This is a genomic window from Pseudoalteromonas rubra, assembly GCF_000238295.3.
GTDB classification, from domain to species: Bacteria; Pseudomonadota; Gammaproteobacteria; order Enterobacterales; family Alteromonadaceae; genus Pseudoalteromonas; species Pseudoalteromonas rubra.
On sequence record NZ_AHCD03000026.1, the window covers coordinates 362,741 to 388,368 of the forward strand.

Genomic DNA, 25,628 nt, shown 5'->3' on the forward strand with positions numbered 1-25,628 from the left:
TTGTTTGTTTTGTATGCGCCTCACACGGATGAACGCGCTCCACATTGAAATGCAAACAGGCAGCTTTAGAGTGAAGACTCTATCAACAATGATATAAAACACTGATATTAATAAATAAAAAACAATCCCACGCGTTTAAATCCACACTCTCTCCATAATTATATGGGTACAATGAAGCCCCCATCTTTATACGAATAAATTATGCGCAAGATACTCTTAAGCCTGAGCATGTTGGGTGCTCTTACAGCCTGTGACGATCAGGAATCACTGAGCATTGTACAACCCACATCGAATGATGAGACCACCCAACCCGTTGCTAATGTGCGTTTGGACAGTCTGACCAACCCGCTTCAAACTGCTTTGCAACCCGGACAGCCACTGCAACTGGATTACACTATCCACAGCACATTATTGGAAACACAACACGTGGGTGTTACCTTTATGGCCATTGCTCTGGACAAAGTGGCGCAACTGGACAGCGAGGTAGAGCCGCAAGGCTATAACCTGGGCACCCATTACGTTCCTCAACTATCCGACGGTGAGCACACCTTTACTGCCGAGCTGATGCTGCCCAATGAGGACATGCCAAGCGGGGACTACCTGATCGCCGCCTACGTTGACAGCGCTCAGAGTATCGAAAATGAAGCAGACCTCAGCGATAACCGCTCTCGCAACTTTGACCAGGGAGATCTGACTACCTATGCCCAGATCAGCATAGACAGTACCTATTATCATGACTTTGTCATGGACACCCTTGTGGTCGGCGATGGTTTTGCGATGTTCCCGGATAAAGGCAAACGTGAGATCACCTCTCAGGATGCGCCCGAGCACAAACGTTCCGACATTATTGGCCATTTTGATGCCAGTAAATTTGGTCACCTGGTCAGCGATGCCAAAGTCACCGCCACATTAAACGTTGCCGGAACCGACTTTGATGCACATTTTTGGCAAGAAGGGCAGGACAAATATGCCGACAGTATGTTGATCAAGTTTGCCGACCATACGCAAAGTCACTATTTCCCTTACGATATCGCTATCAATGGTGTCCTCCTGGACAAACTGCAGCAAAGTTATGACAGCAATGCAGAAGAGAACACCTTTGAGCTGACACTCACGTTGCACGATCTGTCGACGCATTCTGAAGCAAATAGTGAGAACAACAGTCTCACCATCACCGTGCCCTATTCCCTGTACGATCAGCAGCAGCCCGATCAGAGCTGGCTGGACGACCATGATCTCACAGCCCCGGCAACGGTGAATACACCAGCTGTCAGTCAAAAGGCCGCTAATTACGTGCCAAATACAGACTCGCAGGGGATCTCCGGGCTGCTGAGCAACAGTGACACGCTCTGGGCATTTGAAATTTTTAGTAATACATATGGTGATAAGTCTAAGGTTGCGATCGTGCCCTCTTTCTTGTCCTGGGTGTTGCTCCAGTCCTCCAATGGTGGCCTGGCATGGACCGTGGCCTCTGGTGGTTTTGACTTATATATGTTCGATAAAAGCACCGATCTGTTTTCCGCCGGCGCGTCAGGCATCGCCTCCGGTGCAGACGGTACAGTCACCTATTCCATGGGGGTATCTTTGCTGGGCAACAGCCTGATCAAAGAAGGCGATACCGTCTCTGCCCTGGATGAATCCTATGGTTATGATTGGGAAGAAGAACAGAAGTTGTTCTCTACCACCTTTACAATTGTGATTGTCCCGGTCTCTGTATCTGCCGGCGTAAAAGGTTCTGTCGGTGTAAATACCGACCTCAAATATGAAGATCAAAAGTTCAGCATTGGGGGTGACGTGCTCACGGCCAGCCTGGATGCCTATGCCACCGCGGGGATCGATCTGCTGGTTGCGAGCGGCGGGATTGGTGTAGACTTCCTGATCATCTCAGACACCTTATCAGCCGAAGCCTATGTCGATATCAGCAAAGCAATTTCTGACTCTGAAATTGGTTACGGCATTGATGTCAGCAACCACATGAAAGCGATTGAGGGTGAGTTCTATCTGTGGGTGAAATACCCGGGGTATGAGTTCTGCTGCTCATTCCCAACTAAAACGGCCACCAAAACTTTGTATGATACTGGCGCCTTGTATAATAAAACCTGGCAAATGCTGGATTATAGCGACAGCTTTAAGTTTTGATGATGACACCCATGACGATTGCACGTTTTCTTCTCGCCTGTGCGCTGCCTCTGGGCAGCCTGCAGGCGCAGACGCAATGCACCTTTTGGGGCGACTTTAAGACCGTCGCCGAAACCAATATGCTGACACTCAATCAGCCAAGCAGTAATCATCTCACGCTGGACGGCCGACTGCTGTATCGCCCTCTGATGCGCACTGAAAAGTACTATTGGCTGGGCCTGCAGCTGGTGAAACCCACACTGCAGCTTGACCAGCAGGCGGTTGAAGCCTCCCTGTATAGCGTACCCTTTGCGGTGAAAATACATGTCCAGACCAAGCAACTGATGGCACATCACTTTGCCGGTAAGCTCAAGGGTGCAGATCAGCAAAAGTTGCTGGCGATTTATCAGAGCCTGCACAGCGAACACCTGCAATCGCTGGATTTGTCCGTACCCAGCACACAGCAAGAACAAGACAATCTGGGGCAATATCAGGTGGTCTACAGCCGCAATGCAGATCAGTCCATCCGTCGCGCCAAGCTGGCCTATCTAAGCACCAAGGCCAGTGCGAACTTGCTCGAATTCAGACTCCCGCAAGTCCGTGCTGATCAGTTTACACTCACATTAGACAAGTGTGGCTTAACCCGGCTCAGCGGACAAAATCATACCCAGATTGAAAGCAAGCAAGGCGACATCCGAATTGACGTGAAGCAACAGATCCAGTTCCGCTATAACCCAGCCCCCATCCCGGCCACTACTTTGCTATTAACACTGGGAGATGACCCGACCTTGTGGCCACAGCTCAGCGAAGCACAACTCTATCCCAGGCCACCCGCACAACCGTTAAAAGATGCCCAGCAGTTCATTGCCTTGTTGCAATCTCAAGATATCAGCACATTGAGCTCAGATGCACTGGCTCAACTTCTGTATGACAACCAAATTTACCTCGGCGCGCTGAAAGCAGTGATCAAATCGCAGAGCCTGTCTGATCAGGCGTTGAAGCGTTTGTTTATGATGGTTGGCAAAAATGACTCGATTTACGCACACAAGTTACTGGTGGATGTGTATTTAGATCCGGAAATACAAGGTAAGCAACGCTTCAGAAGCCTGATGGGCCTGAAATATGCGCAGCAGCCACTCAACCCTGAATTAGTCGACCTGGTCATGGAGTCCGCCCGCCAAACAGGCAATGGTGAACATCGCCGCCTGAGTAACAGCGCCATGATGGTACTGGGCGTTATTGCGCATAATCAGCAAGGCAGTGAGTTCGCCAGTGATGTTGCGCAGCGCCTGACGCAACAACTCAGGCAAGCCTCACACAGTCACCGTCAGGTCAGCCTGCTGGCTGCGCTCGGTAACAGTGGTGATGCAAGCCAGCAACAGCATATTGCCCCCTTTTTGCAAGCCAGTGCACCCAGACTGAGACAACAAGCCGCCGAGTCTTTGGGTAAAATGCCCAATCCGCAGAGTCTCGATTACCTGACGACTCAACTCACTCAGGAGCAAGATCAAGACACTCAGGCAGCGCTACTCAAAGCCATTGGCAACAACGAACTCACCAGTAAGCAGGTCGATGGGCTATTCAGCTATAGTCAATCTCAGCCTCAAGCGGTACGACTGGCTGCGGTCGCGGCATTGGCACAACAAACCAAAACCGACCCGGCGCTCAAGCCACGCCTTAAAGCGCTGGTGAAAAAAGAAAAAGATCAGCAAGTCCTGCGCGCGCTGATGCAAGCCATCTATTCGCACTAATACCAGTTTGCTTAATTAAGTGTTCTATTTGAAATTGGTATAACCACTCAGCGACAGAAACAAGCGAGCCTGCACTATGGCAGGCTCGCGGGAGAATAAAAAAACCGGTCTAGTCCATTAGACCGTAACCTACTCAACGGGTTGTGAGCTTAATAAGCGAGGCAATAGACAAGCTACTGACGCTTATCTTGGCTCGATAGTTAAGGGAGATAAGGTGATTTTTGCGTTGTTGCTGGCCCCCATATAACCGCTGTAATTCTGACCTTCAAACAAGGTATAGAACACATCGACGTAGTCATCGTCGTTACTGAACCAATGATCCGGCATGGCTTTAATCAACTGATTGGTCAGCTGTGGGATGATCGCATAACCTTGTACATTTGGATCCGGGATAGTGCGCATTACCTGCGTCACAATATCCAAAAAGGTCGTTGCTAAATCTTTGTAATTGGTGTTGTCATCCTGCTCCATCAGCAGCACGTCAGCAGCCTGCCAGCGATAACGCTCCCAGTGGATAAGGATTTGGTTAGGGGTGTAGTCTGTACCATCATGGTCCAGGTAAGGCATATCAACGATATCCAGCACGGGTTCGTCTCGTGATGGGCTCACCCCGGTGACAATCCCATAGACTTCCGCCTTACCCAATACCCAGGGTTCCTGATCATTATTGAGGCGAATACGCTTTAAAACGCTGGTCGAGATCGCGTCAGACTGTATACGCACCTCATTGGTTTGCAACATGTCCTGTGCAAAACGCTCAACGGTCTGAGTCTGTCTGGCACGGCTGAAAATGTCCTGCATCACAGCTAACCCTTCGCGGCGCACCTGCTGTTGATCCAACTCCAGGACCAGCACCGGACGCTGCGGCATTTGCTGCGCATCCAGCAAGTGCAGCTGGCCCTCGCTGTCATAAGCCTCAACATGGATCCAGGTTTTATCATCGCCTTTAGGGGCAAAGGCGATCAGCGGTGTTTCACCTTCCTGCCATTGGTTCAGCATAGTGTCAGATGCCAGGCGCAATTGATATAAATTGCTGTCGCTTTGTGGCAACCCTTTTAATACCCGTGTCTGCGTACTTGCCTGACCAATCAATGACTGTGCCTGAGCAGATACGCCCATTTCCTGCACAGTGAGACGAGACTGGCTCGCCAGCGTTGACTGCCAGCGCGGACCTTGCTGTGACAGTTCCAGAGCCAGTGATTTCGCCATCACTTTTTTGATGTCACTGACCTGAAAAGCCTGCGGGTTAAAACGGTCAATCTGCGCCAGTGGTGCTGCCAGATTATTCACAGCGTCAATCGGGGCTGCGGTTGCATTTGCCGCTGCACTCAGGCTCAAAGCCAGTGCAGATAAGGTCATCTGAGATATGCGTTTCATTGTTATAATTCTCCAGAAATAATCCTGTTCTGGCCTCACCTGAACCACGGGAAGCCACCTCTCGTGTGCCAAATCAAGATAAAACACGAAAATCAAATTATCAACATATTAATATAAACTTTACACATAAAAATTAACAAAAAGACATTAAATATATGTTTTAAAAGAACTTTAAATGTTAAATTTAAATTTATTTTTAGATCTGGATTTAAACAAGAGTGAAGACTCTATTTTGTTTGATTCATTATTTTTGGTTGGGAAACAGTGACAGGCAGACGGTACAATGGCCACCAAGGCCTGTGCAACTGAACAGGCCCGGCTCTCTATACGAGTGAAGGTAATTAATAGACGTTGTTATTTTTCAACAGGGTAAAGCGTAATTTCCATACCCGCACCGATGGCGGAGATGCGTAACAAGGTGTCTGCGTGCAGCGCCTGAGAATAGCACTTTGGCTGCTCGCCGCTGCTGAAGCCGATATCAAAGGTGCGCTTAGAGCACCCCAGCCACTGCTTAAGCGCTGCTTTAGAGCATGATTCGATCAATTCACACAAATGATTGATGGCTTTATCCGGACTCGTCACTTCGGCACTGGCCTCAATTCTGGCCAACTGGCGATACTCATCCTTATCGTAATGCAGTATTACTGCGTTCTTTTTAAGATCCGCAACCAGGGCAGAAATATCCTGCTTGGATTCTAACTCTAAATCGACATTTAAAAACTGGATTTCTGACATGACGGGACATTTACCTTGTTTCTTTATGAGTGGTTCGCTGCCATACCTGCGCCATGTTCAAGCGCCAGAACACATTCGATTGGCAGGTGCGACAATATGTCACTATTGATTTTACGCGAATTCTCATAAGCTATCAGCAATTTTGACGAAAAAACAGCACTATGAATAAATCCCGCTATAAACCCATTCGAAAATTCCATAAGCTGACAGGCTATCTGCTGGCATTACAGATCTTTGCCTGGCTGCTCGGTGGTCTGATCATGAGTGCCATACCACTGGACATGGTGCATGGTAAGCACCTGGCCAAGCGTGCGCTGGACAACCCGTTTAGTCAGACTGATTATCGCGCCGACCTTAATCACTTGGCACACTCTGTTAAAGGGTTTAACACACTGACATTTAGTCACTTTCTTGATCAACCCATGATCATTGCCAGTGGTGAAGAACGCGCCTATTTCACCGCCACAGGAGCGCCGTTTCCTGCTCCCACCGAAGCGCAGATCCGTGCTAATGCACAGGCCCACTTTCTCGGTGACAGCCCCGTCGGCTCTGCACAGTTGCTCACTACAGGTCCCCGGGAAGTGCAATATCGCCCTCACATATGGCAGGTCACCTTTGCCGACACACTCAGCACAACCCTGTATCTGGATGCCCTTAGCGGTCAGGTGATCACGGTCAGAAGCACCTTGTGGCGCATTTTCGACTTTTTTTGGATGTTACACATCATGGATTATGACGAGCGGGATGATTTCAACAACCCTTTACTGATCACCTTTGCAGCCTGTAGTGTCGCGTTTTGCCTCAGTGGTATGGTGCTGTTGTTGCAATCTCCCCCCTGGCGCAGACGTCGCCAACACGCCCGTTAAACGTTCTGTACAACATCTGACCGGGGCCGGACAAAGAGTATGCGAAAGCGCGCTCGCCTCTGACTCCTGCCTGCCGGTCGTGTCATGTTGTCGCTTTATTCTTGCCTTAGCTGGCTCTGTTAAGCTTTAATGACAACTTACAGTAAACGCACTAATTTATTGGGTTTCATTTTGGCTGAATTGTATGGATACACACCAATTGATACCTGCGCTTACTTTAACTTGCACCTTTGTTATAAAGGAAATAACACCCAGAGGTGATGTAGCAATTTAATAAAAGTAAAACGGAATTCGAAGATGTGCAGTTATGTATCGGATAACCAAGCGAAGCTCAGTATCTGGCTTCAGTCTTTTTATCATATTGCGCTCAGTGGTAGCTTTTCCAAAGCTGCAAAAAAGTTAGGCCAATCGCGCAGTACCCTAACAAATCATGTGTTTGAACTTGAGTCCTTGTATTCCGTTCGGCTTATCAACAGAACCACAAGAAGCTTTTCCCTGAGCCGTGAAGGCGATGCCCTATTTGAGCAATGCAAACGGCTCAATCTGGCCATTTCAGAGAGTCACGAAATGCTCCGTGATTTTTCACAAAACAGCGAAGGGCTACTCAGAGTTAAAATCCCCAGCGTCCTCGATAACAAAGTCTTTCATGCCCTCCTCAGTCAATATAAAAAAAGCCACCCCAACGTCATTTTAGATATTATGGTCGACAACAACCTGGGAGACCTGGTCGCAGAAAAAGTGGATGTTGCTTTACACCTGGGGGAGTTACCCGACAGCAACTATATTTGCAAACGCCTTACGACATTTAATACTTATGTTGTTGCCAGTAAAGAGTACTGGCGCAGCCACCCAAAACCCAGTCATCCAAGTGAGTTAATTAATCACCCGTGTATTCGCTATCGCCACTGTAAAACCGGTAATAAGTGGAGTTTCAGTGATATTGGAAAGCAGTTTTTAGTTGATATAGGGACGTCCCATATCTGTGACAGTGATGAAATGCTGATCTCTTTCGCACTAGACGGCTCAGGTATTGCCACCGCGTTAGACTTTACATCGAAGCAATACATTGAAGACGGGACGTTAGAGACATGTCTTGAGGAGTGGACTCACGAAGTGCAGCTCAATGCCTTGTTGCAGCACAGAGACAATATGTCGAGCCGCGTAAGAAACTTCATCGATGCACTTATCACACTGATCCCGAGTCTAAATACCTAACCGGCCAGGAGTGATAATTATATCACTCCGCAGCATGATTATTTTTTTCTCTTTATAACACAAAAATTTAACACAAGATGATATACTATATCAGCGGTATATCATGCCTCCTCGCCTTTTCTTGTCTGTACATATATTCCACTGATTGTTCCACTTAGTAACATCTGATGTATGAGATTCTGAACATTACTTCAAGTACCCTTAACCTCAACATACAAGCTCATAATTGAGAATTAACATCATTGGAGGTTAAGGCAATGAGTATCAGCGCAGTTCCAAAAGGACGAGGATTGGAACTTAACTTCAGCAAAGGGCTGACCAGTTCAAATGCCGTGCACAGTTATTTGCAAAGCAACTTGAGCAATTATGATCAGGAAATAGAGCCTTACGTTATTAGTGAAATTGCAAAGCACGTAATACGGCAAAAACTATTTGAAAATCAGTCTATCTTACAAAAAGTAGAAAACTTTGCTGAAGACAATGAATATGACTGGATAATCTTTAACAACTGTTTTGATACATCAGGTATACCATCGACGCCTTGCAATGATAATCCACCTGAACATAAAACATGGAAAATGCCAGCGGCAACATTAATGGGATTAATTTCTCTAACTGGACACAAAGTTGCCAGTTATAAAGGTGAAATGAATGGGCGTTTAGCCCACATGGTGATGCCAGCAAAAAATAACCCGTTATATCAAAGCCGCTCAACAAAACAGCTCAAACCACACACCGAAGTGGTGAATGGGCTTTGGCCTGAAGAAATAAAAACCAATACAGACAAACACTGTATTGCACCCGACATATTTGGTCTGGCCAGCATCAGGAACCCAACCAATTGCGCTACACGGGTTTGGTATTTGCAAGATCTGTTGGATAGCCTGCCCTACTCAACCATTCGCAATTTAATGCGGCCCGAATTTAGAACCACCAGCCAGTCTAGCTTCGACATTAACTATGTAAACGAAGGGGTGAGCGTCATCGCGGAAATCAATGGCAAGCTCAACATTCGCTTTAGCTATAGCAAGCTGGAAGGGTTAACGCCACGTGCCAAATCCGCACTGACGGAACTCAAGGCATACCTTGATGATGAGCGTACCGTCACACGTCTCGTGCTCAAACCAGGACAAGTCCTCATTCTCAATAACAGAACACTCCTGCATGGCAGAGACAACCTCACCAACCACGCCCTGTACGATGGCAATGACAGGTGGCTAATCCGAATGTATGGGTTTAGTTATGATGGCTGGAGAAAACTGCCGAAAAATGAACGCCTTCAACATGTAGCAACCGTATAAAAAGAGAAGAAAAGGGAAAAAAATGATTTCACCGTTAGTAGGAAGTGATAGGTACTTTGCCAAAAATGATGCACCTATTTTATTTAAAAAGGCAAAAAACTACACAGTGACAGACCAAAATGGCAACCAGTATATCGACTTCATTCTGGGCCTGGGACCCGTCATATTAGGCCATTCTGATGAAGAGTTTGTGCGCAGAGTATCAGAACAACTGAGCAATGGCCTGTCATTTCCTGGTTTTGCCGATGTGCATAGCGAACTTGCCAAAGTGTATGAAGCCCAGTATCAGGATATGCGAGTTGTTACCCTATTCAAAACCAGTTCAGAAGCCGTAACCGCAGCAATGCGCTGCGCCATGCTGGAAACAGGTCGCAGTAAATTCATCCGTTGTGGTTTCTTAGGATGGCACGACAGCCAGATTGCCAACACACCAAGCTGGCACGAATGGCCAGGCAGTGAAAAGCGCGAAGCACTGAGATTCTCACAAGGTATGCGCGGGATTGATGGTGAGCAGGGCGTATTTAACTGGACGGATGGTGATATCGCGAGCCTGACAGCACTGTTGAGCGAACACGGCGACACCACAGCCGCCTTTGCCATTGATGTCTACCAGCTGGCATTCATGACCACTGAAACATTACAACAGGCAACCGCGCTGTGTCGCCAATATGGCATAAAAATCATCATCGACGAAACCAAAACCGCCGGCAGAGCAAACCCGGCAGGCATGCTTGATACGCAAGCGATCCCAGCAGATTACATCATCCTTGGTAAAGCCGTGGGCAATGGATTACCACTGGCGGTGCTGCTCGGCAAGCCAGAGCACATCAAGATTTATCAAAACGCGAGGATTGGCGGTACCCACACCAAAGAAGTCCTGTCAGCGCACGCCGGGATCATAGTCGCAGACATAATGCAGCAACGAGAAGGCTATGCGCGCCTGCCGCTCATCTGCCAAAAGATTGTTTCAACCATCAATGCCGCCATCACCCACTCGGCCACAACCGAGTTACTCAGCGCAACCAGCTTATTAAACGACACCCTGTTTGATCTGCGCTTTTCAGACCCTATGCTGAACAACTTTGCGGCCAGAGAGCAGCTGAAACAGACCATGATCGCTGAGGGTATTTTCATGCTGCAGGGGCACAACTCATTCGTGTGTCTAGCCCATGAGCAAATCGATTTTAGCCAACTGGAAGACAAGTTAACCACCTCGCTGCGTAACTGGTCAACACAACTGTAAGCATACCAAGGACGACTCATGAACAAAGAAAATACAATCAATGAATTACAAGGTTTGTTGGAAAACTACGCGACAACATACGAGATAGAGGCACGGTATCGGGAGCATATGTTGTCATTCCTGAAAAACAGTGACGACCCCATTTACAGTAGCAATCAGGCAGGGCACTTTACCGCTTCTGCCTGGGTCTTGTCGCATGATCGCCAGCACGTGTTGCTCACTCAGCATGCTAAAATTGGCAAGTGGTTTCAGCTTGGTGGCCACATTGAGCCAGAAGACAGCTCTTTTATTGATGCCTGCTTGCGCGAAGCAACCGAAGAAAGCGGCATCACCTCACTGTCATCAGCAAACACCTTTGTGCTCGACATCGATATTCACGATATCCCGGAATACAAAGGAATACCGCAGCATCCGCACTATGATGTGACCTGCTACTTTGTTGCCCCGGCGCAGGCAAAAGCGATTAAAAATGCGGAATCAAAACAGTTGCAATGGATACCGCTCGAGCAAGTAAAAGCACTCACCGACGATCCGGCGATCCACAGAATGGTCGAGAAAACACTCGAATTAGAGATCTATAAAGACAATGCTTAAATACCATTTAAAAGGTATATCCGCAAACGTCATTTGGGGTTCTCTGCCTTTATATTTTTATTTCTCTGGCGAGTATCCCCCGCTTTTCTTCTTGCTGGCACAAATTATCAGCACCTTTATATTGCTGGGTTTGTACCTAAAATTAATGAGAGCAGAGGAAACGCAGCGCTTTAGCTTAAAGCTAAACCTGATCCCCGCATTATTATTAATGCTGAATTGGGGTGGATATGCCGTAGCAATAAAGTCGGGCTATGTAATTGAGGCAAGCTACGCCTATCTTTTACTGCCTATTTTATTGCTGTCAGTGAGTATTTTTAGCGGCGAGAGTAATCAGAAAAAGGACTGGTTCTTTTTCTCGCTCTCCCTCTTTATCGTTTTTCTTGAGTTCTATATTAGCGGCAATTTTCCATTTATAGGTCTGCTGATCTCCGTGCCATTTGTGCTGTATTTACTGTGGCATAAGAAGCACAACCTAGATCCATTAACAGGGCTATTTAATGAAACCAAAGCGATGCTACCGCTGTGTTGTTTATTGTGGTTTTTCATTGATTTTGGATTTATAGAAAGTGTGAAATTAAATGACTGGGCAATGCTATTAATGTTGGGCTTCATTACCTTTTTACCACTCACACTGTTTGTGAGTGCAAGTAAAAAAGTGAGCTTTAATGTGTTGTCTTTATATCAGATTATGTCTCCTATTTTAGGCATGATCATCGGGTTTCATTTATACCACCAGGACATAAGCACTTATAAATTTATCCTGTACTCATCACTGGCTTTGACCTTGATCGTGTACAACATGACAAATCAAATTGGGACAAAAAATGAATCTTACTGATTTACTTGATGAAGTGGTGAAAATTGCAAAGGAAGCTGCACAAATAATAGAGAAATCTAAGCTCAATGCTGAGTTCTCTATGAAAAGTGATAATACGTTTGTCAGTAAAGTGGATATTAACGTTGAGGAGTTCATTAGCCTGGCGCTTAAATCCCTTGATTACAATATCCCCGTGTTTGGCGAAGAGCTGGGTGTATCAGGGATGGAGACACAAGACACTTACTGGCTAATCGACCCCATCGACGGCACAGCCTGGTACCGATTGGGGGTGCCTATTTATGGTTCACTGATCAGCCTGATTGATAAAGGCGAACCCGTATTAGGATGTGTGGCGTTACCCGGGATCAATGAGGTGTGCTACGCAGCTAAGGGACTCGGCTGTTTTATTGAAACACCTTATCAAGCGGCCACCAGAGTCACCATTGAGGATCCGGTCACCTCAGTCAAAAAGGCAGTGATCACTGCATCGGGTATTCATGGCACCAACCTGTGGCTTGAAAATGGCAAGTATCCGTGGCGGATCGATAACGTATTTCACGAAGCGCGACTCTTTAAACTGTCAGGTGATTGCATTCAGCATGTCCAGGTCGCCTGCGGCCGAGTCGATGCAGCCATCGACACCATCATGAAGCCGTGGGACAGCGCCGCACTGATTGTGTGTTTGCAAGAAGCCGGTGCTGTGGTCATGGACTTACACGGCAATCAGGATCAGTTATTAAAACGCGACTCTCTGTTGTCAGCGGCTTCCCTGCCCCTGGCACAAGAACTATTAGAAAAACTTTCATATCAATAAGCGAAAAGCAGCGCGGACAGTGTGTCCAGCGCTGCCACCCCAGATCATAAAACATAACAAAAAACTCTTAGAGACGAGGTTGGAATGAACAAGGAAATTTTAGAACTAGCGCAACAGCAACAATGGACTCAGCTAACCACACTTTTGCAAGCGGACAACGTAGCGGTCAATGTGCAAGACGAAAAAGGCTACTCCCCCTTACATTATGCGGCGATTCAAGGACAGTGTGAGGTCATCGATGCCCTGGTCGCCAAGGGCTGCGCGCTTGAGGTGGCGACTGGCAACGGCAGTACCGCACTGCATAAAGCTGCTACCTTTGGTCAGCTTGATGCCATCCATACCTTACTCACGCTGGGCGCCGATTTAGAAGCCAGAACCAACAACCCGGATGTGCCTTCTTTTAGTGCACGTACCCCTTTGCATGAAGCCGCAGTCGAAGGCCATGCCGACGCAGTCACGCTGTTACTTTCACTTGGCGCTGATCAAAACGCCCTGACAGACGCACAGGAAACCGCGCTTGACCTGGCCGTATATTATAAACATACCGACGCCACAGCGGCCTTGTCGCGTTCTTAATTTAAAGTGAACGCATTATGCTTACAGAAATAAAAGCCAGACATTGGCTGTTTGACATTGACGGCACAATCGCCTTTAACAACCAACCCGTCAGTACGGCGTTGACCGACGCCCTGGTCGAATTAAGTGATGACAGCGACGTGATCTTCGCCACAGCCAGGCCGTTTCGGGATGTGTTACAGGTGCTGCCAACCGAGCTACGCAACAATACTATCTCTTGTACCAATGGGGCTTTGCTATTTAAGCAGCACAAAGTTTACGCTGAACAACATTTCACTAAGAACACCAGCATCCGATTGATACATTTGCTCGAGGATCTGGATGCGCCCTATATTCTGGATTGTGCGCAGGGGTTTTACCTGAGTCGCACCAGCCACCCCTTTTTTGAGTACACCCAGGGGAGTTACAAAGCACCCAAAATCTCCCAGCAAGCGGCGTTGGCCCAGGGTATCAATAAAATTCAGGTGTTTGATACCCAGCTCATTGAACTGTTGAACAGAGATGCTGAGCGACTTGGGATCACGGTCTACCCTTATGCTGGCGTCGACTTTTTTGATATCTCTCCAACTGGGTGTTGTAAATCCAACCTGTTTCAGCAACTCGATATCGATCCCCTTAATAGTATCGCCTTTGGCAATGATTCAAACGACCTGCACCTGATCAAACAAGCACAAGTGGGCGTCTGCATCGGGTCGCACCCGCAACTCAATCAGGCTGCTGACCTGACGCTTAACCAGACCTGCCCGGAGCAAGCATTAATTCACATCATCAGGGAGAGAGCTTTTGAAAACCTATAAGCTAGTCACGTTTGATTTTGATGGTACCTTGTGTGACACCGCGCCTGCCATTATCAGCACACTTCAGCAGCTGTTTCCCGGTACTGAACAGACACAGATAGACGCGCAGTTATCCGTGGGTACCCCGCTTAAATCTGTGATTGCCCAGTTACATCAGCACCCTCTGTCTGCCGCTGAGCTGGATGCACTGTGCCACCAATATCGGGCGCTATACAATCAGGAACACCATCGGTTACAAGTACCATTTCCTCATGCCAGAGACACCATCATGGCGTTCAGACAAGCTGGTGCGCAGTGCCTGATCGTCAGCAATAAGGGCGAAGCCGCACTCAATGCCTTCGTACAGCAGTACGCATTCACGTCGCTCTTTGACGATGTGATAGGAGAGCGCGTCGGCATAGCAGGCAAGCCACAGCCGGATGTCTATGAGCAAGTGATCCGCCCGGCTTACCCAGACATTAAACCCGAGCACATATTGCATATTGGCGACACCACAGCAGATCTGGCATTTGCTCATGCCATCGGTGCCGACAGCGCCTATCTGACCCATGGCTTTGGCGATGATGAAGCAGCTCTGGCGATGCAGCCGACCTGGTATTGCAGTCACTTCGAAGCACTTACACAACAGTTGGCATTAGGAGGGCAGCATGTTTGATTATAGCCCTGCTAAGCTGCCGTTTGTAAATCAAGCTGACAGAGTGCTTAAGCATAACCATTTCGTCAAATCGTTATTCTGGCAAAGCTGGCATGATTGCTTCGAGCAGCATGCATTGCCCAAGCTGCCTGAGCCGATTGCAAAATTATGGACACACTCCAGGGAAATATTCCAGCTGGCCTTTATCGCCCACCGTTATGGCATGATCTTTTTTGCTTCCCGACGTGAAGTCTCCGCACGGTTGGCAACAATCACAGCAAAGAGCCAACAAATCGATGAGGTTTACCGGGTTTTGTCACAGCAACAACTGCTCAATACCATTTACAACCTGACCATCAATCAGTTTGTCTTTAGCTGGCCCAGTAAAGCGGCGTGTGCGCAGATGATTGCACCAAACCAGTTTCAGCTCAGCAAAGAACAGGTGCTGTACTATCGCGATGACGCATTTTACAGACACAGTGAACAGGTAAAGCGGCTCGGTGATGAGGTGGTGTATGATCTGCATGATTTTGCACACTTGGTCAGCACCCTGTGTAAGCCCACACTATACGGTTGCTATTATCACGACTTGAGTGCCAAGATCACCAACAAGCAATTTCGCAGTATGATTTCTCTGCCGGGAAAACGCGACCTGGACAGTCAAATTGTCGCAGACGGGTTTGTCTACACCTGTCTGACCCGACATCTGTACGACACCCTGGTGACTGAGCCATTTTCAACCCCGGATGATCTGGTCGAAGCCATCGCAGAACAACTCAGCCGCTACTATCTGGCAGAACAAACCCTCACCAGCGCGCAAGATGGTAAATCCTACCGGTTAAATGCCCCCATTGAAACCGGTCAGCTTGTGATATTGGCCCTGAATAAGCTCTATGAACACTCAGCATCAGAAGTCGAGCACTCCGTATTTATCCGGGCAGAACAAGACAGCGGGGTGCTTGAGCTCTCCCCGTCAAACCGCTTGCAGGCACTGGCCGCACCGTTAAAGTGGCTGTACCCCGAAGCGCGCAATACCATTCGCCATCGTGCCCATGCACTGTCTTACATTAAAACAGCCAAAGCGCTGATCCCCATGCGCCCGGCGGAAGCCTCAATTTTAGACCAGGTTGTGCAGTTGCTCGGTGCCGACCCTGCGGCACTGCGCACAATTTTAGAGTTGCTATCACTTAACTCCACGCTCAATAAGGAAGAATTACTATGATCTCACAACACATTGCCATCGTGCAGGACCACCCAAAACCAGGCATTAAATTTCATGACATTACGTCTTTGTTGAGTAACGCCCATGAACGAGACCGGGCTATCACGCAGCTCACCGAGCACTACCGGGGCAAAGTGAACTGTGTGGCAGCCATTGACGCACTGGGCTTTATCATTGGAGCCATGGTGGCAGATCGATTGAATTTAAAATTTGTGCCGATCCGAAAGCCCGGCAAACTACCGCGTGAAACCATCAGCACCGATTACAGCAGTGAATATGCACACAACAGCCTGCATATTCACAAAGATGATATTGATCAGGATGATCACATCCTGCTGATTGATGATGTATTGGGTACGGGTGGGACCTGCCTGGCTGCCATCAAGCTGTGTGAACAACTGGGTGCGCATGTCGTGGGCACCGGCTTCTTGCTTGAACTGCCCAGTCTTGGCGGACGCAACACCCTGGAAGGCTATCATCCTGTTTGCTGCGCCCAGCTGTAATTTAGTGACACCATGACTATGTATGATCATTACACTTTGCCAGAGCACCACCAGCATTTGATCCACGCCGCGATGGCACAGCGCATCGACCAGGCAAGCCCGGCGACGATTGGCGAGCTCATCGCACAGATGCAATCACTAAACTGGTCGGTGTTTATCTCAGGCGGAGCACCAAGAGATTGGGTTGAAGGCCTGCAAGCACAAGACATTGATCTGTCTGTGAACACCAGCTTTGCCGACCTGTACGCATTTTGCCTTAGTATATTTCAGCCCCATCAACTGCTCACTGACCCAGATTTTGGGTTAGTGACCGTGCTCGGCTCTGAATATAAATTAGACATCAATATACTACGCGAAGCCGCTTTCTCCATGCCCGTGCCGCCCAGAGTCGGCCTGTCTCAGTCGCACCAGCATGACGAAGTGAAGCAGTCAGCAACCACCGCTCTCGCACGCCTGCAAGCCGATATCCTGTCACGGGACTTCGCCGTCAATGCGCTCTACTATTGCTGTGACAGCGGGCATATTCTCGACCCTTCACAGCAGGGCTTGTCTGATCTCAAACATCGCCGTTTGTCATTTGTCATGTGCACGCAGCGACTGGCCCACGACAATGTGGTCTGTATCAGGATTTTGCAGTTCATCGCACGCGGCTTTGAACCCAATGAGGAAGTAAAAATCTTGCTTTGTGCGCGGCTGGAAACCGCCGTCATGCAACAGCAAGAGTTTCAGGCATGGCTGGCAGTCTATATCGGGACGGATAAAGCATACTACCCACAGTTTAAGGCCTGCGCCTATCACTATGCTGCCAGTCAAACCGTCAAAAACCGACTTCAACACTATTTTAGCAATATGGAATCCAAGTCGTGAGTAGTCTCTCTAAACGCAATAAAGCCATTGCGGTGTTTATTTTTATCCTGATCACCACAACCACAGTCTGGGCAGTTGCATACAGCCGACTGTACCTGACCATAGACAATGCCCGGGTCAGTGCGGATCTGATCACTATCCGCAGTGAAAGCGATGGTCGCATTGTGATGGCGGATGCGGCACTGCGCTCAGAGCGGGTGCCCAAAGGTCAGCAGATCATCGCTCTGGACGCGCGGGAAATTCGCTTGCAACTACAAGTTTCTGACGCTGAAATCGCTCAGATTGAAGCCGAAAAACAACTCAACCAGCAACGCTATGAGGTCGCCATTGCCAACAACAAAGAGCAGGCAACACAGTTTATCTGGCAGCAGGAGCTACTCAACCGGGAACTGGCGCTCAAGCAAGAAAGCACCCGCTTACAAATGGAGAAAACAGACAATATTCAGAACCTCGCAACCACGGCAGCTGTCTCCAGGCAAGATAAACTCACCGCCCAGTCAGCACTTCAGCAGGCGCTACTAGACATAGATATTCATCAAGCCAGAATTGCGGAACACGCCGTCAATCAGGCCTTGCTGAGTAATGAAAAGCGCCAGGCCGACTTAATTTTGCATGAGATTTCCAGATTAGAGAGTCAAAAGCAAGCCGCTCAGGCACAACGCGCGCTGCTGGAATATCAATTGGAAAAATTGACCTCTTCGGCACCCTTTGATGGCGTGATTGATGAAGTCTTTGTCCGTCATGGTGAATATGTCGAAGAAGGCCAGCGCCTGTACATGATGCATGATCTCAACAGCCTGAAAGTCGAGGCCAACATTCTGGAAAGTGACCTTGGCAAAGTGCACCTGGGGCAACAAGTTGAAGTGCAGTTAAGCTATCAGCCCGGACAAACGATTTCGGGGGTGATCACCCGAATTGCGTCAGTCAGCAATGACAAACTGGCGCTAATCCCCACCAGTCAAATGAGCAGCGATTTTGTCAGAGTAAAACAAAGGTTCACGCTGGATATCAAATTAGATAACACCACCTCAGCCATGGTCGCACCGGGCATGATGAGTACCGTGATTATTCCACTGTAAAGGATCCCTATGTTTAACAGGCAAACCGTTGCATGTATTTTTACTGTTGGACTCGGCAGCTTTTCCACCTTACTCAGCAGTACCACCATTGAGGTTGCTTTTGTGCAGGTGATGGGAGAACTGGCCATGGACCTGAGTGAAGCACACTGGACCGTATCGCTATACATGGTGGTGATGACCATTGCGATGTTATTAACCGCGGACTTGGTGAATCGCATTGGTTGCAGATACACGTTTATAGTCAGTTTCATCATCATGATCTCAGGCTCACTGATCGGCGCTTTGGCAGATGGCCTGTTCAGCTTGTTGTGCGGCCGTGCCTTGCAAGGGTTTGCGGCCGGATTGCAGGCCCCACTGGCTACCATTATTTTGGGGCGCATTTTTGCCAGAGAAAAAATGGGCATTGCGATGGGCTTTTTTGGCGCGATTATGCTGTTAGCCCCTGCGCTTGGTCCGGTGATCGGCGGCTATTTAATCGATTTTATGTCATGGCGCGGCCTGTTTGCGTTTCAAATTCCGATGGCAGCCCTGTCACTGCTATGTGCATTGATCTTTTTAAATCCAGATAAACCACACCAGGCCGCGTACGCTTACGACTGGGCGGGTTTGTGTATTTTGACTGGCGTATTGTCTGGTTTTTTCATCAGTTTACAGCTGGCTGAAGAGGTCGGCATGTATGCCACCGAGTTTGCAATAAGCTGCGGCGTCAGTGCCCTGCTGGCGCTGATGTTCTATTTTTTTGAAAAACAGACCGCTCAGCCTCTGGTCAACTTCGCACTGTTTAAAGACACCGTGTTTAGCGTCAACATCGTGGTGATCTGCGTACTGGGGATCTTTTTGTTCAGCTCCATTTTAATCGTGCCCCTTTACTTACTTGAGATCAGAGGGCTCAGTGCCCGCCAGGCTGGCGAAGCCCTGCTCATTCCGGGTCTTATCATGGCCTTTATGGCGCCTTTTTCGGGCTGGCTATCCGATCGCTTCCCACCCAGAGAAATTATCTTATGTGGTTTGCTGATCAATACATACGCCATCTGGCTCACCGCACAACAAGATGTTTCAAGTGCGATTATTGCCATTGTGGTGGCCACATCCCTGTCACGCATTGGCATGTCAGTTATGCTTCCCAGCTTATATGTGAGTTCGCTCAGGCACCTTGAAGGACCTATGCTGGCTTATGGTTCAAGCATGATCAATTTTGCCCGACAAATAGGGGGAGCGCTGGGTGTGATGCTCTTTAGCCTGTTATATGAACGCAGCAAGCTCATTGCATCAGACCAGCTGTGGCAATCCGCAGGCAATGCCATGGAATCAACAGGCTACTTAAGCTTAGATGCCACGAGCAGAGAATATAGCAGGATAGAACAAGGGATCCATGCGTTGTCGGGAACTACCGCATTTCAATCCGTTTTCTATTTGAACCTGCTGATGAATATCATCTGCCTGGGACTGCTGCTGTTAACTTACTTACCCGCCTGGCGGGCGACGTTGCGCAAGTCTCAGACCTCCGGCGGCCCCGCTTCGCCCTAGCTGGCATGGGCAACATATTGCGCAACCAGACACCTACTCTATACTCAAAGTAAGGGTTAAATTGATTATTTTTGCTGCTGTTGACATTAATTAACAGTCAACCCGGTCTATCTATTGTATTGTAGGAACAGTGTTGATAGTTTTTAGCGCAATGAATATATAGGATAAAACCATGATGCAATTCAGCAACTTATACCTTGCCATCGGATTGGCTTTAACCCTCACAGCGCTCTCAGGATGCGGTGGCGGCGGTACCGAGAGCGGCAATGGCGGTGATTCAGGTACTGTGACTACGCCGGATAACAACAATAATAACGGTTCAGACTCAGGGGGCAGCAGCACCGAGCCCAACTGGCAGGCCGGTGTATTTCCACCAGCCACTAACTTCATCAACTACTGCGCTAATCCGCGTACCGGGCAGGATGAATTTAACAATAACCAGCCTTTTCCGGACAGAGCCGGGACGGTCATGCATGAAAAAATGTGGCTTCGCTCATTCAGCCATGAAACCTATTTATGGTATGACGAACTTGCTGACAACGATCCGCAGGACTTCAGCACAGTGGCCGATTATTTTGCCCAGCTAAAAACCACCCAACGTAATCCGGATGGATCGCTGAAAGACCAGTTTCATTTTTCTAATACCTACGAAGAATATCAAAAAGAACAACAGTCCGGTGTGACCACCAGCTATGGTATTCACTGGTCTGCTATCAAAACGGCCTCACCGAATCGTAACTTTACCATTGCTTACATCGAGCCAAACTCGCCAGCTGCGGCCACAGGGCTGAGCAGGGGCGATCGCCTGATCAATATCGATGGCGAGGATTTTGTGGACGGCGACAATGTCACACTGTTCAATGAAGCACTGTTTCCCAGCGATCCAAAAGCCTATACCTTTGCTTTTCGCTCTGTCGAAGGCGAAGAAAAATCAGCCACTATGACCGCTGCGGATTTTGAACAAACGCCGGTGCAACACACTAAAGTCATACCACACGGAGACAAAACCGTCGGTTATGTGCAGTTTAATCAGTTTATACCCACGGCACAGGAACCCCTGATCGCCGCGTTTGAGACCTTTATTGATCGAGGTGTCAATGAACTGGTGCTGGATATGCGCTATAACGGTGGCGGGCTTATCCACAGTGCGGCACAGCTTGGTTATATGATTGCCGGCGATGGTTCACTCAGCCGCAATTTCGGCGTCACAACCTACAATGACAAGCGCCAGAGTGAAAACCGAATATATACCTTCGAGCCTCGCCGGATAGACTGGACCCGGGATGTATTTCTCAACGACACCACCTTGCCCAGCCTGAATCTTTCTAAGGTATACGTACTGACCACTGACGACACGGCCTCTGCCAGTGAAATGGTGATCAACGGCTTGCGTGGTATTGATATTGAGGTGATCCAGATAGGCTCCACCACACGCGGAAAACCCTACGGTTTCTTGCCAGCCCCTAACTGCGGCATGGTGTACTACACCATTCAGTCAAAGTCAGCCAATGAAAAAGGCTTTGGTGACTATGCCAATGGTTTTACGCCAACGCCAGCCAGCCAGATAAACGGCGAAACCGGATTAGATGGAAAAGTGCCGGGTTGTCAGGTGAGTGATGATTTGAGTCGTGCTTTAGGTGACGAAAACGAGCAGCTACTGGCCACGGCACTGCATCATAGCGCAACCGGCACCTGTCTGGTCAATGAAGCGACGGGGGTCTCCGCCAGACCAGATGATAATGCGCAGGCGGATGAGCATAACACTGTGACGCTGCCATTCAGACCACTACGTGATGGCGCGATCCACGCCACACTGAAAGGACAATAATGATGAAATGTTCGGGATGGTTTGCCACATTACTGACCCTGCTGCTCAGTGGTTGCCAATACAGCAAGGCAGCACCGGTGCACGCGGCTTTAATAGAGCAAACCACACCGGACATGATCCGTGAAATACAACACGCCATCGTCGCCCTCAAGGGCGGCAAGGCACCCAAACTAGCTAATAACGTATTTATGCAGCGCTCCACCTTGTTCCTTGAAAAAGGCAATATACTCGATGCCTATGGGCAACCTATCCTCGGCAGCAGAGAAGGTGGCGTAACGGGCTTCGAACTGCAAATACGTGGCGAGCAATGTGTCTTGTTTTACCCTAAGACAGGCGAATTTAGGGTCTTGCCTAGCATACCTTGTGTGCCCAACCCACAACAACCGTAGCCACCTTAATTTTATTCCAGGCTTTACTCCTGAGTGTGCTTGCAACCCTTCCCCATATCGGTAAACTGGCTGGCACTAATTGAGGGAGCCGTATGTCGTTAACACCAGTCGAACTATTTACACCCCAGCTGCCATTCGTCAGTCACAGCAGCGCCTTTCGCGTTGCCGCGTATCAGGACAGCGACTTTGCCCGTTACACGCAACCACTGCCGGATAAACTCAGCCGCGCTGTCGCCAAGCGTAAAGCGGAATATCTCGCCGGACGTCACTGCGCCAGTCAGGCACTCAAAACGCTGGGACGACCCCATACCATAATTGCCAGTGCAGACAGTCGTGCCCCCATATGGCCAGATGGCATTCAGGGTACCATTACCCATACTCAGGAGCTGGCTATGGCCATGGTCAGTGATGATCCATTAGTGCTGGGATTAGGCATCGATCTGGAAAGAAAAATGTCGGATAAGCAAGAGCAGGAGCTACAAAAACAGATCCTGGCAAAGGAAGAGCGGACTGCATTTGAGCAACTGAGTCAGGAACAGGCTTCCCCGCTCACCCTGATCTTCTCCGCCAAGGAGAGTATTTTTAAAGCGCTGTACCCGGTCGTACAACGCTTTTTTGGCTTTGAGGCCGCCTGTCTAAACGACTTCAGTCACAACCAATTGCATTTTACGCTCACAGAGACACTCCATGAAACCCTGCCACAGGGCACCCAAATCAGTGTCTATTACCAGCTCAACGATGAGTTGGTCCTGACCGAGTGCTGCCTGCGCGCTGACCTTTAAGCCAGCGCCGTGTGCGGTTTCACTGCCTTAGTACTCTCAGTGCTGAGTGGTTCGCTAAGACACCCGTTATCCATTTTCAGTAGCCTGTCGGCCAGCTCAAAATACTTGTCATCATGGGTGATCACCAGTACGGTTTTACCCTGAGCGCTGAGTTCAGGCAGCAGCTCGCGATAAAAGACATCTTTAAAGACCGGGTCCTGATCTGCCGCCCATTCATCAAAGATATAAAACGGTCGGTCTTCCATGTACGCCACCACCAGTGCCAGACGCTTACGCTGTCCTTGCGACAGCTTCTGGGTGGTAAACGCGCCGTCTTTAATGGCCACTTTATGATGCAGGTTAAGCTTGCGGATCAAGGCATTGCCTTTGTCTTCCAGCGCCTGCCCCTCACAACCTAAGACCCGATCAAAGAGATAAAAATCACTGAAAACCGTGCTGAATAACTGACGATAATCATCAAACTGCACTGGTTGTACTGCTTTTCCATCAACCAAGACTTGTCCCTGCTGCGCCTCAAACAGACCACACAGCAACTTGGCAAAGGTGGTTTTACCACTGCCGTTACCACCAACCAGATAGATCAGCTCGCCTTTGCGCAAGGTCAGGTTGATGGGTGTCAGGGCAAACACCTCATCACTTTGCTCATGGTAATAACCGTGGCTGATGTCCGACAGGGTCAGTTCATTAAAGTCATTCATGGCCTCATTGCTGCGTGGCATCAACGCCATTTCTTCCGTTAACGAGGCAATGGTATTGGCCGAGGCCTTCGCCGCGGCGGCCTTTGGAATGGCGGCCAGCATCACTTCCAACGGCGTCAGCATGTACAGGAATAACAGCGCAAAACCCGACATCACTTTTCCGCTATCCGCACCTGGCGAAGAGAGATAAAACAGTGCGCCCCCGATAAATGCAAATACACTGAAGCCCCCCCAGGATGCCGCATAGTGATACATACTGGCGCCCTGCACACGGCGCTTTTGCAGCAAAGTAATGGTGCTGCCAATCACATCCTGAAAGAAAGTCTCACGCTTTTTGCGGTGCAGCTTGAGCTCTTTTGCACCGGCATAAATGGCATCAAATTGATCGTACAAAGAGTCCTGAATTTTTGCCGCTTCGGTTACTTTACGAAAGGCATTGGCATTAGCCAGACTGTAACCCACAGAACCCAGTACCAGGGTCAGCAGTGCGAACAAAAACACCTGCCAGTCAAGCCAGGCCATATATACAAAGCTGCCCAGCACCACCATGGCGTTACTGAGAATGTTTGGCAGGCTCTGGAAGAACTCGGCGACTTTTAGGCTGTGCTCGGTCAGGCACGATTTGATCTTACCGGCCCCCTGCGCTTCTACATGACTGAATTGCGCGCCGATAACATGCTCTGCTACCTCGCGGCGCACAGTCGCCTGACTTTGCTGACTAAGTTGCTCTGCGAGTAATTTAGAAGCCAGTTGCAAGCTCACCCCCAGGCAGGCCAGTACGGCAAACCAGACAAACTGCTCAGAGCGGCCATCCTGATTACTGTTAATGATTTCGTTGATCAGCGCGACCAGCGACACGCTGATCAGACCAAACAAAACACTGCTGAGTGCGGTCGCGATGAATCGCCACCAGGTATTACGGATCAATTTTGCAAGCACGGGGTCTCTCTTCTATGCTGACGTGGATTTGCTTTAGGTGGTGACGAACAGAAAGTAAAAAAATTCACCCACAAAACGTCTATGACTAGGTATTTGTAGCAAATCAACCAAGAGGTACGCTTGCTTCCAACATTACAGCCGTTTTTTCAGGGGCCCTTCAGAGAATATGGCGAAGCCGTCACTTTGTCACAAACCCCGGACTTACCGACTCTTTCACACCAGTTTGCCGAGGTGAGCGCGTTAAAAAGCGCCATCACCCGCTGGGCGCTGCACGAGGGGATTGACTCACCCCGGGCACATGCTTCCGTGTGGCATATGCGCTATTGCGTCAGAGTACTCCCAACGATGTTACTGAGCCACAGTGTCCTCAATCGGGGTCTATCCATTGCAGCGCAGGACGTGCAACTATGTTTAGTCACTCAGCGCCTGATGTTGCGCACCTGTGGCCAGCCATTTACCCCAGGCAGCAGCACTGGGGCCAAATATCACCCGATGATCTTTGCCCACTTTGCCCCCCTTCATGCCTTTCTCTCAACCCAGTTTGGCATCGCCGAGCGTGTACTGTGGAGCAATCTGGTGTTTCGCCTGCGCCAAATCAGCACGACTGTTGCCAATGTGCTACCGGATGCCTCTGGGCTGCTACAGGATGTCCGTACCCTGCTGCACCGTGATTGCTGGCAAGACCAGCCTAACCCTCTGTTCGGAGCACAGCGCAATGAATACATGGCAAGTGGAAAACGTGTGCGAGGTGCCTGTTGCTTACTTCATGCTCACCCGCACAAAGACTATTGCGGTGACTGCCCTAAGCGCCCGGAATTCATGGCGGCACGAAAAACAGCCCGCAAGCAAATGGCCTGCAGCACTAAATCTTTTTCACAATGAGTCGTCTTGGTCACATCTCGCTGAACGCAGTTTGCATCAGCGTCGCTATAGACAAAGTTAACAGAGGAAAGTAA

At 49.0% G+C, this 25,628-nt stretch carries 24 protein-coding genes; 21 read left to right on the forward strand and 3 right to left on the reverse strand.

The genetic code is table 11. The features are described 5' to 3' along the window. Positions 1 to 201 precede the first annotated feature (201 nt). Together PRUB_RS04245 and PRUB_RS04250 are read left to right on the forward strand one after the other, a co-directional pair. The gene (locus tag PRUB_RS04245; protein WP_010383810.1) at positions 202 to 2,139 is read left to right on the forward strand and encodes a hypothetical protein; all 1,938 of its coding nucleotides are present in this window, start codon (positions 202 to 204) and stop codon (positions 2,137 to 2,139) included. Between the two features lie 11 nt (positions 2,140 to 2,150). Beyond that, complete coding sequence (locus tag PRUB_RS04250; RefSeq protein ID WP_010383811.1) at positions 2,151 to 3,869, forward strand: HEAT repeat domain-containing protein; 1,719 nt, start codon at positions 2,151 to 2,153, stop codon at positions 3,867 to 3,869. 183 nt (positions 3,870 to 4,052) lie between these two features. Here PRUB_RS04250 and PRUB_RS04255 read toward each other — a convergent pair whose 3' ends face one another. Both PRUB_RS04255 and PRUB_RS04260 read right to left on the reverse strand, forming a co-directional pair. Beyond that, entirely contained in the window at positions 4,053 to 5,246 is a 1,194-nt protein-coding gene (locus PRUB_RS04255) for a DUF3103 family protein (protein ID WP_010383813.1), read from the reverse strand. Positions 5,247 to 5,600: 354 nt separating this feature from the next. Beyond that, on the reverse strand, positions 5,601 to 5,981 hold the full coding sequence (locus PRUB_RS04260; protein ID WP_010383815.1) for a hypothetical protein: 381 nt from the start codon (positions 5,979 to 5,981) through the stop codon (positions 5,601 to 5,603). A 161-nt stretch (positions 5,982 to 6,142) separates the two neighbouring features. Between PRUB_RS04260 and PRUB_RS04265 the strand changes: the two genes are divergently transcribed. The 18 genes from PRUB_RS04265 (at position 6,143) to PRUB_RS04350 (ending at position 23,035) form a co-directional block, all read left to right on the forward strand. Then, positions 6,143 to 6,847 carry a hypothetical protein gene (locus PRUB_RS04265; RefSeq protein WP_010383816.1) on the forward strand — a complete coding sequence of 235 codons (705 nt, stop codon included), beginning with the start codon at positions 6,143 to 6,145 and terminating at the stop codon, positions 6,845 to 6,847. A 297-nt stretch (positions 6,848 to 7,144) separates the two neighbouring features. Then, positions 7,145 to 8,062 carry a LysR family transcriptional regulator gene (locus PRUB_RS04270; protein WP_010383817.1) on the forward strand — a complete coding sequence of 306 codons (918 nt, stop codon included), beginning with the start codon at positions 7,145 to 7,147 and terminating at the stop codon, positions 8,060 to 8,062. A gap of 257 nt (positions 8,063 to 8,319) precedes the next feature. Beyond that, on the forward strand, positions 8,320 to 9,363 hold the full coding sequence (locus PRUB_RS04275; RefSeq protein ID WP_010383819.1) for a TauD/TfdA family dioxygenase: 1,044 nt from the start codon (positions 8,320 to 8,322) through the stop codon (positions 9,361 to 9,363). Between the two features lie 22 nt (positions 9,364 to 9,385). Beyond that, positions 9,386 to 10,606: an aminotransferase class III-fold pyridoxal phosphate-dependent enzyme gene (locus PRUB_RS04280; RefSeq protein ID WP_010383821.1), complete on the forward strand. Its 1,221-nt coding sequence runs from the start codon at positions 9,386 to 9,388 to the stop codon at positions 10,604 to 10,606. 18 nt (positions 10,607 to 10,624) lie between these two features. Continuing rightward, a complete protein-coding gene (locus tag PRUB_RS04285) occupies positions 10,625 to 11,200 on the forward strand; it encodes an NUDIX hydrolase (RefSeq protein ID WP_010383823.1) in 576 nt (191 codons plus the stop codon). Continuing rightward, complete coding sequence (locus PRUB_RS04290) at positions 11,193 to 12,038, forward strand: EamA family transporter (RefSeq protein ID WP_010383824.1); 846 nt, start codon at positions 11,193 to 11,195, stop codon at positions 12,036 to 12,038. Before PRUB_RS04285 ends, PRUB_RS04290 begins: the two co-directional genes overlap by 8 nt. After that, on the forward strand, positions 12,025 to 12,831 hold the full coding sequence (locus PRUB_RS04295) for an inositol monophosphatase family protein (protein ID WP_010383825.1): 807 nt from the start codon (positions 12,025 to 12,027) through the stop codon (positions 12,829 to 12,831). Before PRUB_RS04290 ends, PRUB_RS04295 begins: the two co-directional genes overlap by 14 nt. Positions 12,832 to 12,915: 84 nt before the next feature. Beyond that, positions 12,916 to 13,407, forward strand: a complete 492-nt coding sequence (locus PRUB_RS04300) for an ankyrin repeat domain-containing protein (RefSeq protein ID WP_010383826.1) — start codon at positions 12,916 to 12,918, stop codon at positions 13,405 to 13,407. A gap of 17 nt (positions 13,408 to 13,424) precedes the next feature. Next, the gene (locus PRUB_RS04305) at positions 13,425 to 14,204 is read left to right on the forward strand and encodes an HAD hydrolase family protein (protein WP_010383827.1); all 780 of its coding nucleotides are present in this window, start codon (positions 13,425 to 13,427) and stop codon (positions 14,202 to 14,204) included. Then, complete coding sequence (locus PRUB_RS04310) at positions 14,191 to 14,859, forward strand: HAD family hydrolase (RefSeq protein ID WP_010383828.1); 669 nt, start codon at positions 14,191 to 14,193, stop codon at positions 14,857 to 14,859. Before PRUB_RS04305 ends, PRUB_RS04310 begins: the two co-directional genes overlap by 14 nt. Next, positions 14,852 to 16,060: a hypothetical protein gene (locus PRUB_RS04315; protein ID WP_010383829.1), complete on the forward strand. Its 1,209-nt coding sequence runs from the start codon at positions 14,852 to 14,854 to the stop codon at positions 16,058 to 16,060. Before PRUB_RS04310 ends, PRUB_RS04315 begins: the two co-directional genes overlap by 8 nt. Continuing rightward, the gene (locus tag PRUB_RS04320; RefSeq protein ID WP_010383830.1) at positions 16,057 to 16,563 is read left to right on the forward strand and encodes an adenine phosphoribosyltransferase; all 507 of its coding nucleotides are present in this window, start codon (positions 16,057 to 16,059) and stop codon (positions 16,561 to 16,563) included. Before PRUB_RS04315 ends, PRUB_RS04320 begins: the two co-directional genes overlap by 4 nt. Before the next feature lie 12 nt (positions 16,564 to 16,575). Continuing rightward, entirely contained in the window at positions 16,576 to 17,430 is an 855-nt protein-coding gene (locus PRUB_RS04325) for a nucleotidyltransferase family protein (protein WP_081694281.1), read from the forward strand. Then, entirely contained in the window at positions 17,427 to 18,509 is a 1,083-nt protein-coding gene (locus PRUB_RS04330; protein WP_010383832.1) for an HlyD family secretion protein, read from the forward strand. The genes PRUB_RS04325 and PRUB_RS04330 overlap by 4 nt, the downstream gene beginning before the upstream one ends. Before the next feature lie 9 nt (positions 18,510 to 18,518). Continuing rightward, entirely contained in the window at positions 18,519 to 20,036 is a 1,518-nt protein-coding gene (locus PRUB_RS04335) for a DHA2 family efflux MFS transporter permease subunit (RefSeq protein ID WP_010383835.1), read from the forward strand. A 172-nt stretch (positions 20,037 to 20,208) separates the two neighbouring features. Further along, positions 20,209 to 21,864 (forward strand): S41 family peptidase, encoded by a 1,656-nt coding sequence (locus PRUB_RS04340; RefSeq protein ID WP_010383836.1) that lies wholly within the window; start codon positions 20,209 to 20,211, stop codon positions 21,862 to 21,864. After that, entirely contained in the window at positions 21,864 to 22,253 is a 390-nt protein-coding gene (locus tag PRUB_RS04345) for a hypothetical protein (protein WP_010383837.1), read from the forward strand. Before PRUB_RS04340 ends, PRUB_RS04345 begins: the two co-directional genes overlap by 1 nt. Positions 22,254 to 22,345: 92 nt before the next feature. Continuing rightward, a complete protein-coding gene (locus tag PRUB_RS04350; RefSeq protein WP_010383838.1) occupies positions 22,346 to 23,035 on the forward strand; it encodes a 4'-phosphopantetheinyl transferase family protein in 690 nt (229 codons plus the stop codon). Here PRUB_RS04350 and PRUB_RS04355 read toward each other — a convergent pair. Beyond that, positions 23,032 to 24,672, reverse strand: coding sequence for a cyclic peptide export ABC transporter (locus PRUB_RS04355; RefSeq protein WP_010383839.1), 1,641 nt, complete (start codon positions 24,670 to 24,672; stop codon positions 23,032 to 23,034). The two genes, PRUB_RS04350 and PRUB_RS04355, sit on opposite strands and share 4 nt — an antisense overlap. 120 nt (positions 24,673 to 24,792) lie before the next feature. On the opposite strand from PRUB_RS04355, the gene fhuF reads away from it, so the two are divergent. After that, on the forward strand, positions 24,793 to 25,554 hold the full coding sequence (gene fhuF, locus PRUB_RS04360) for a siderophore-iron reductase FhuF (RefSeq protein WP_010383840.1): 762 nt from the start codon (positions 24,793 to 24,795) through the stop codon (positions 25,552 to 25,554). Positions 25,555 to 25,628 lie beyond the last annotated feature (74 nt).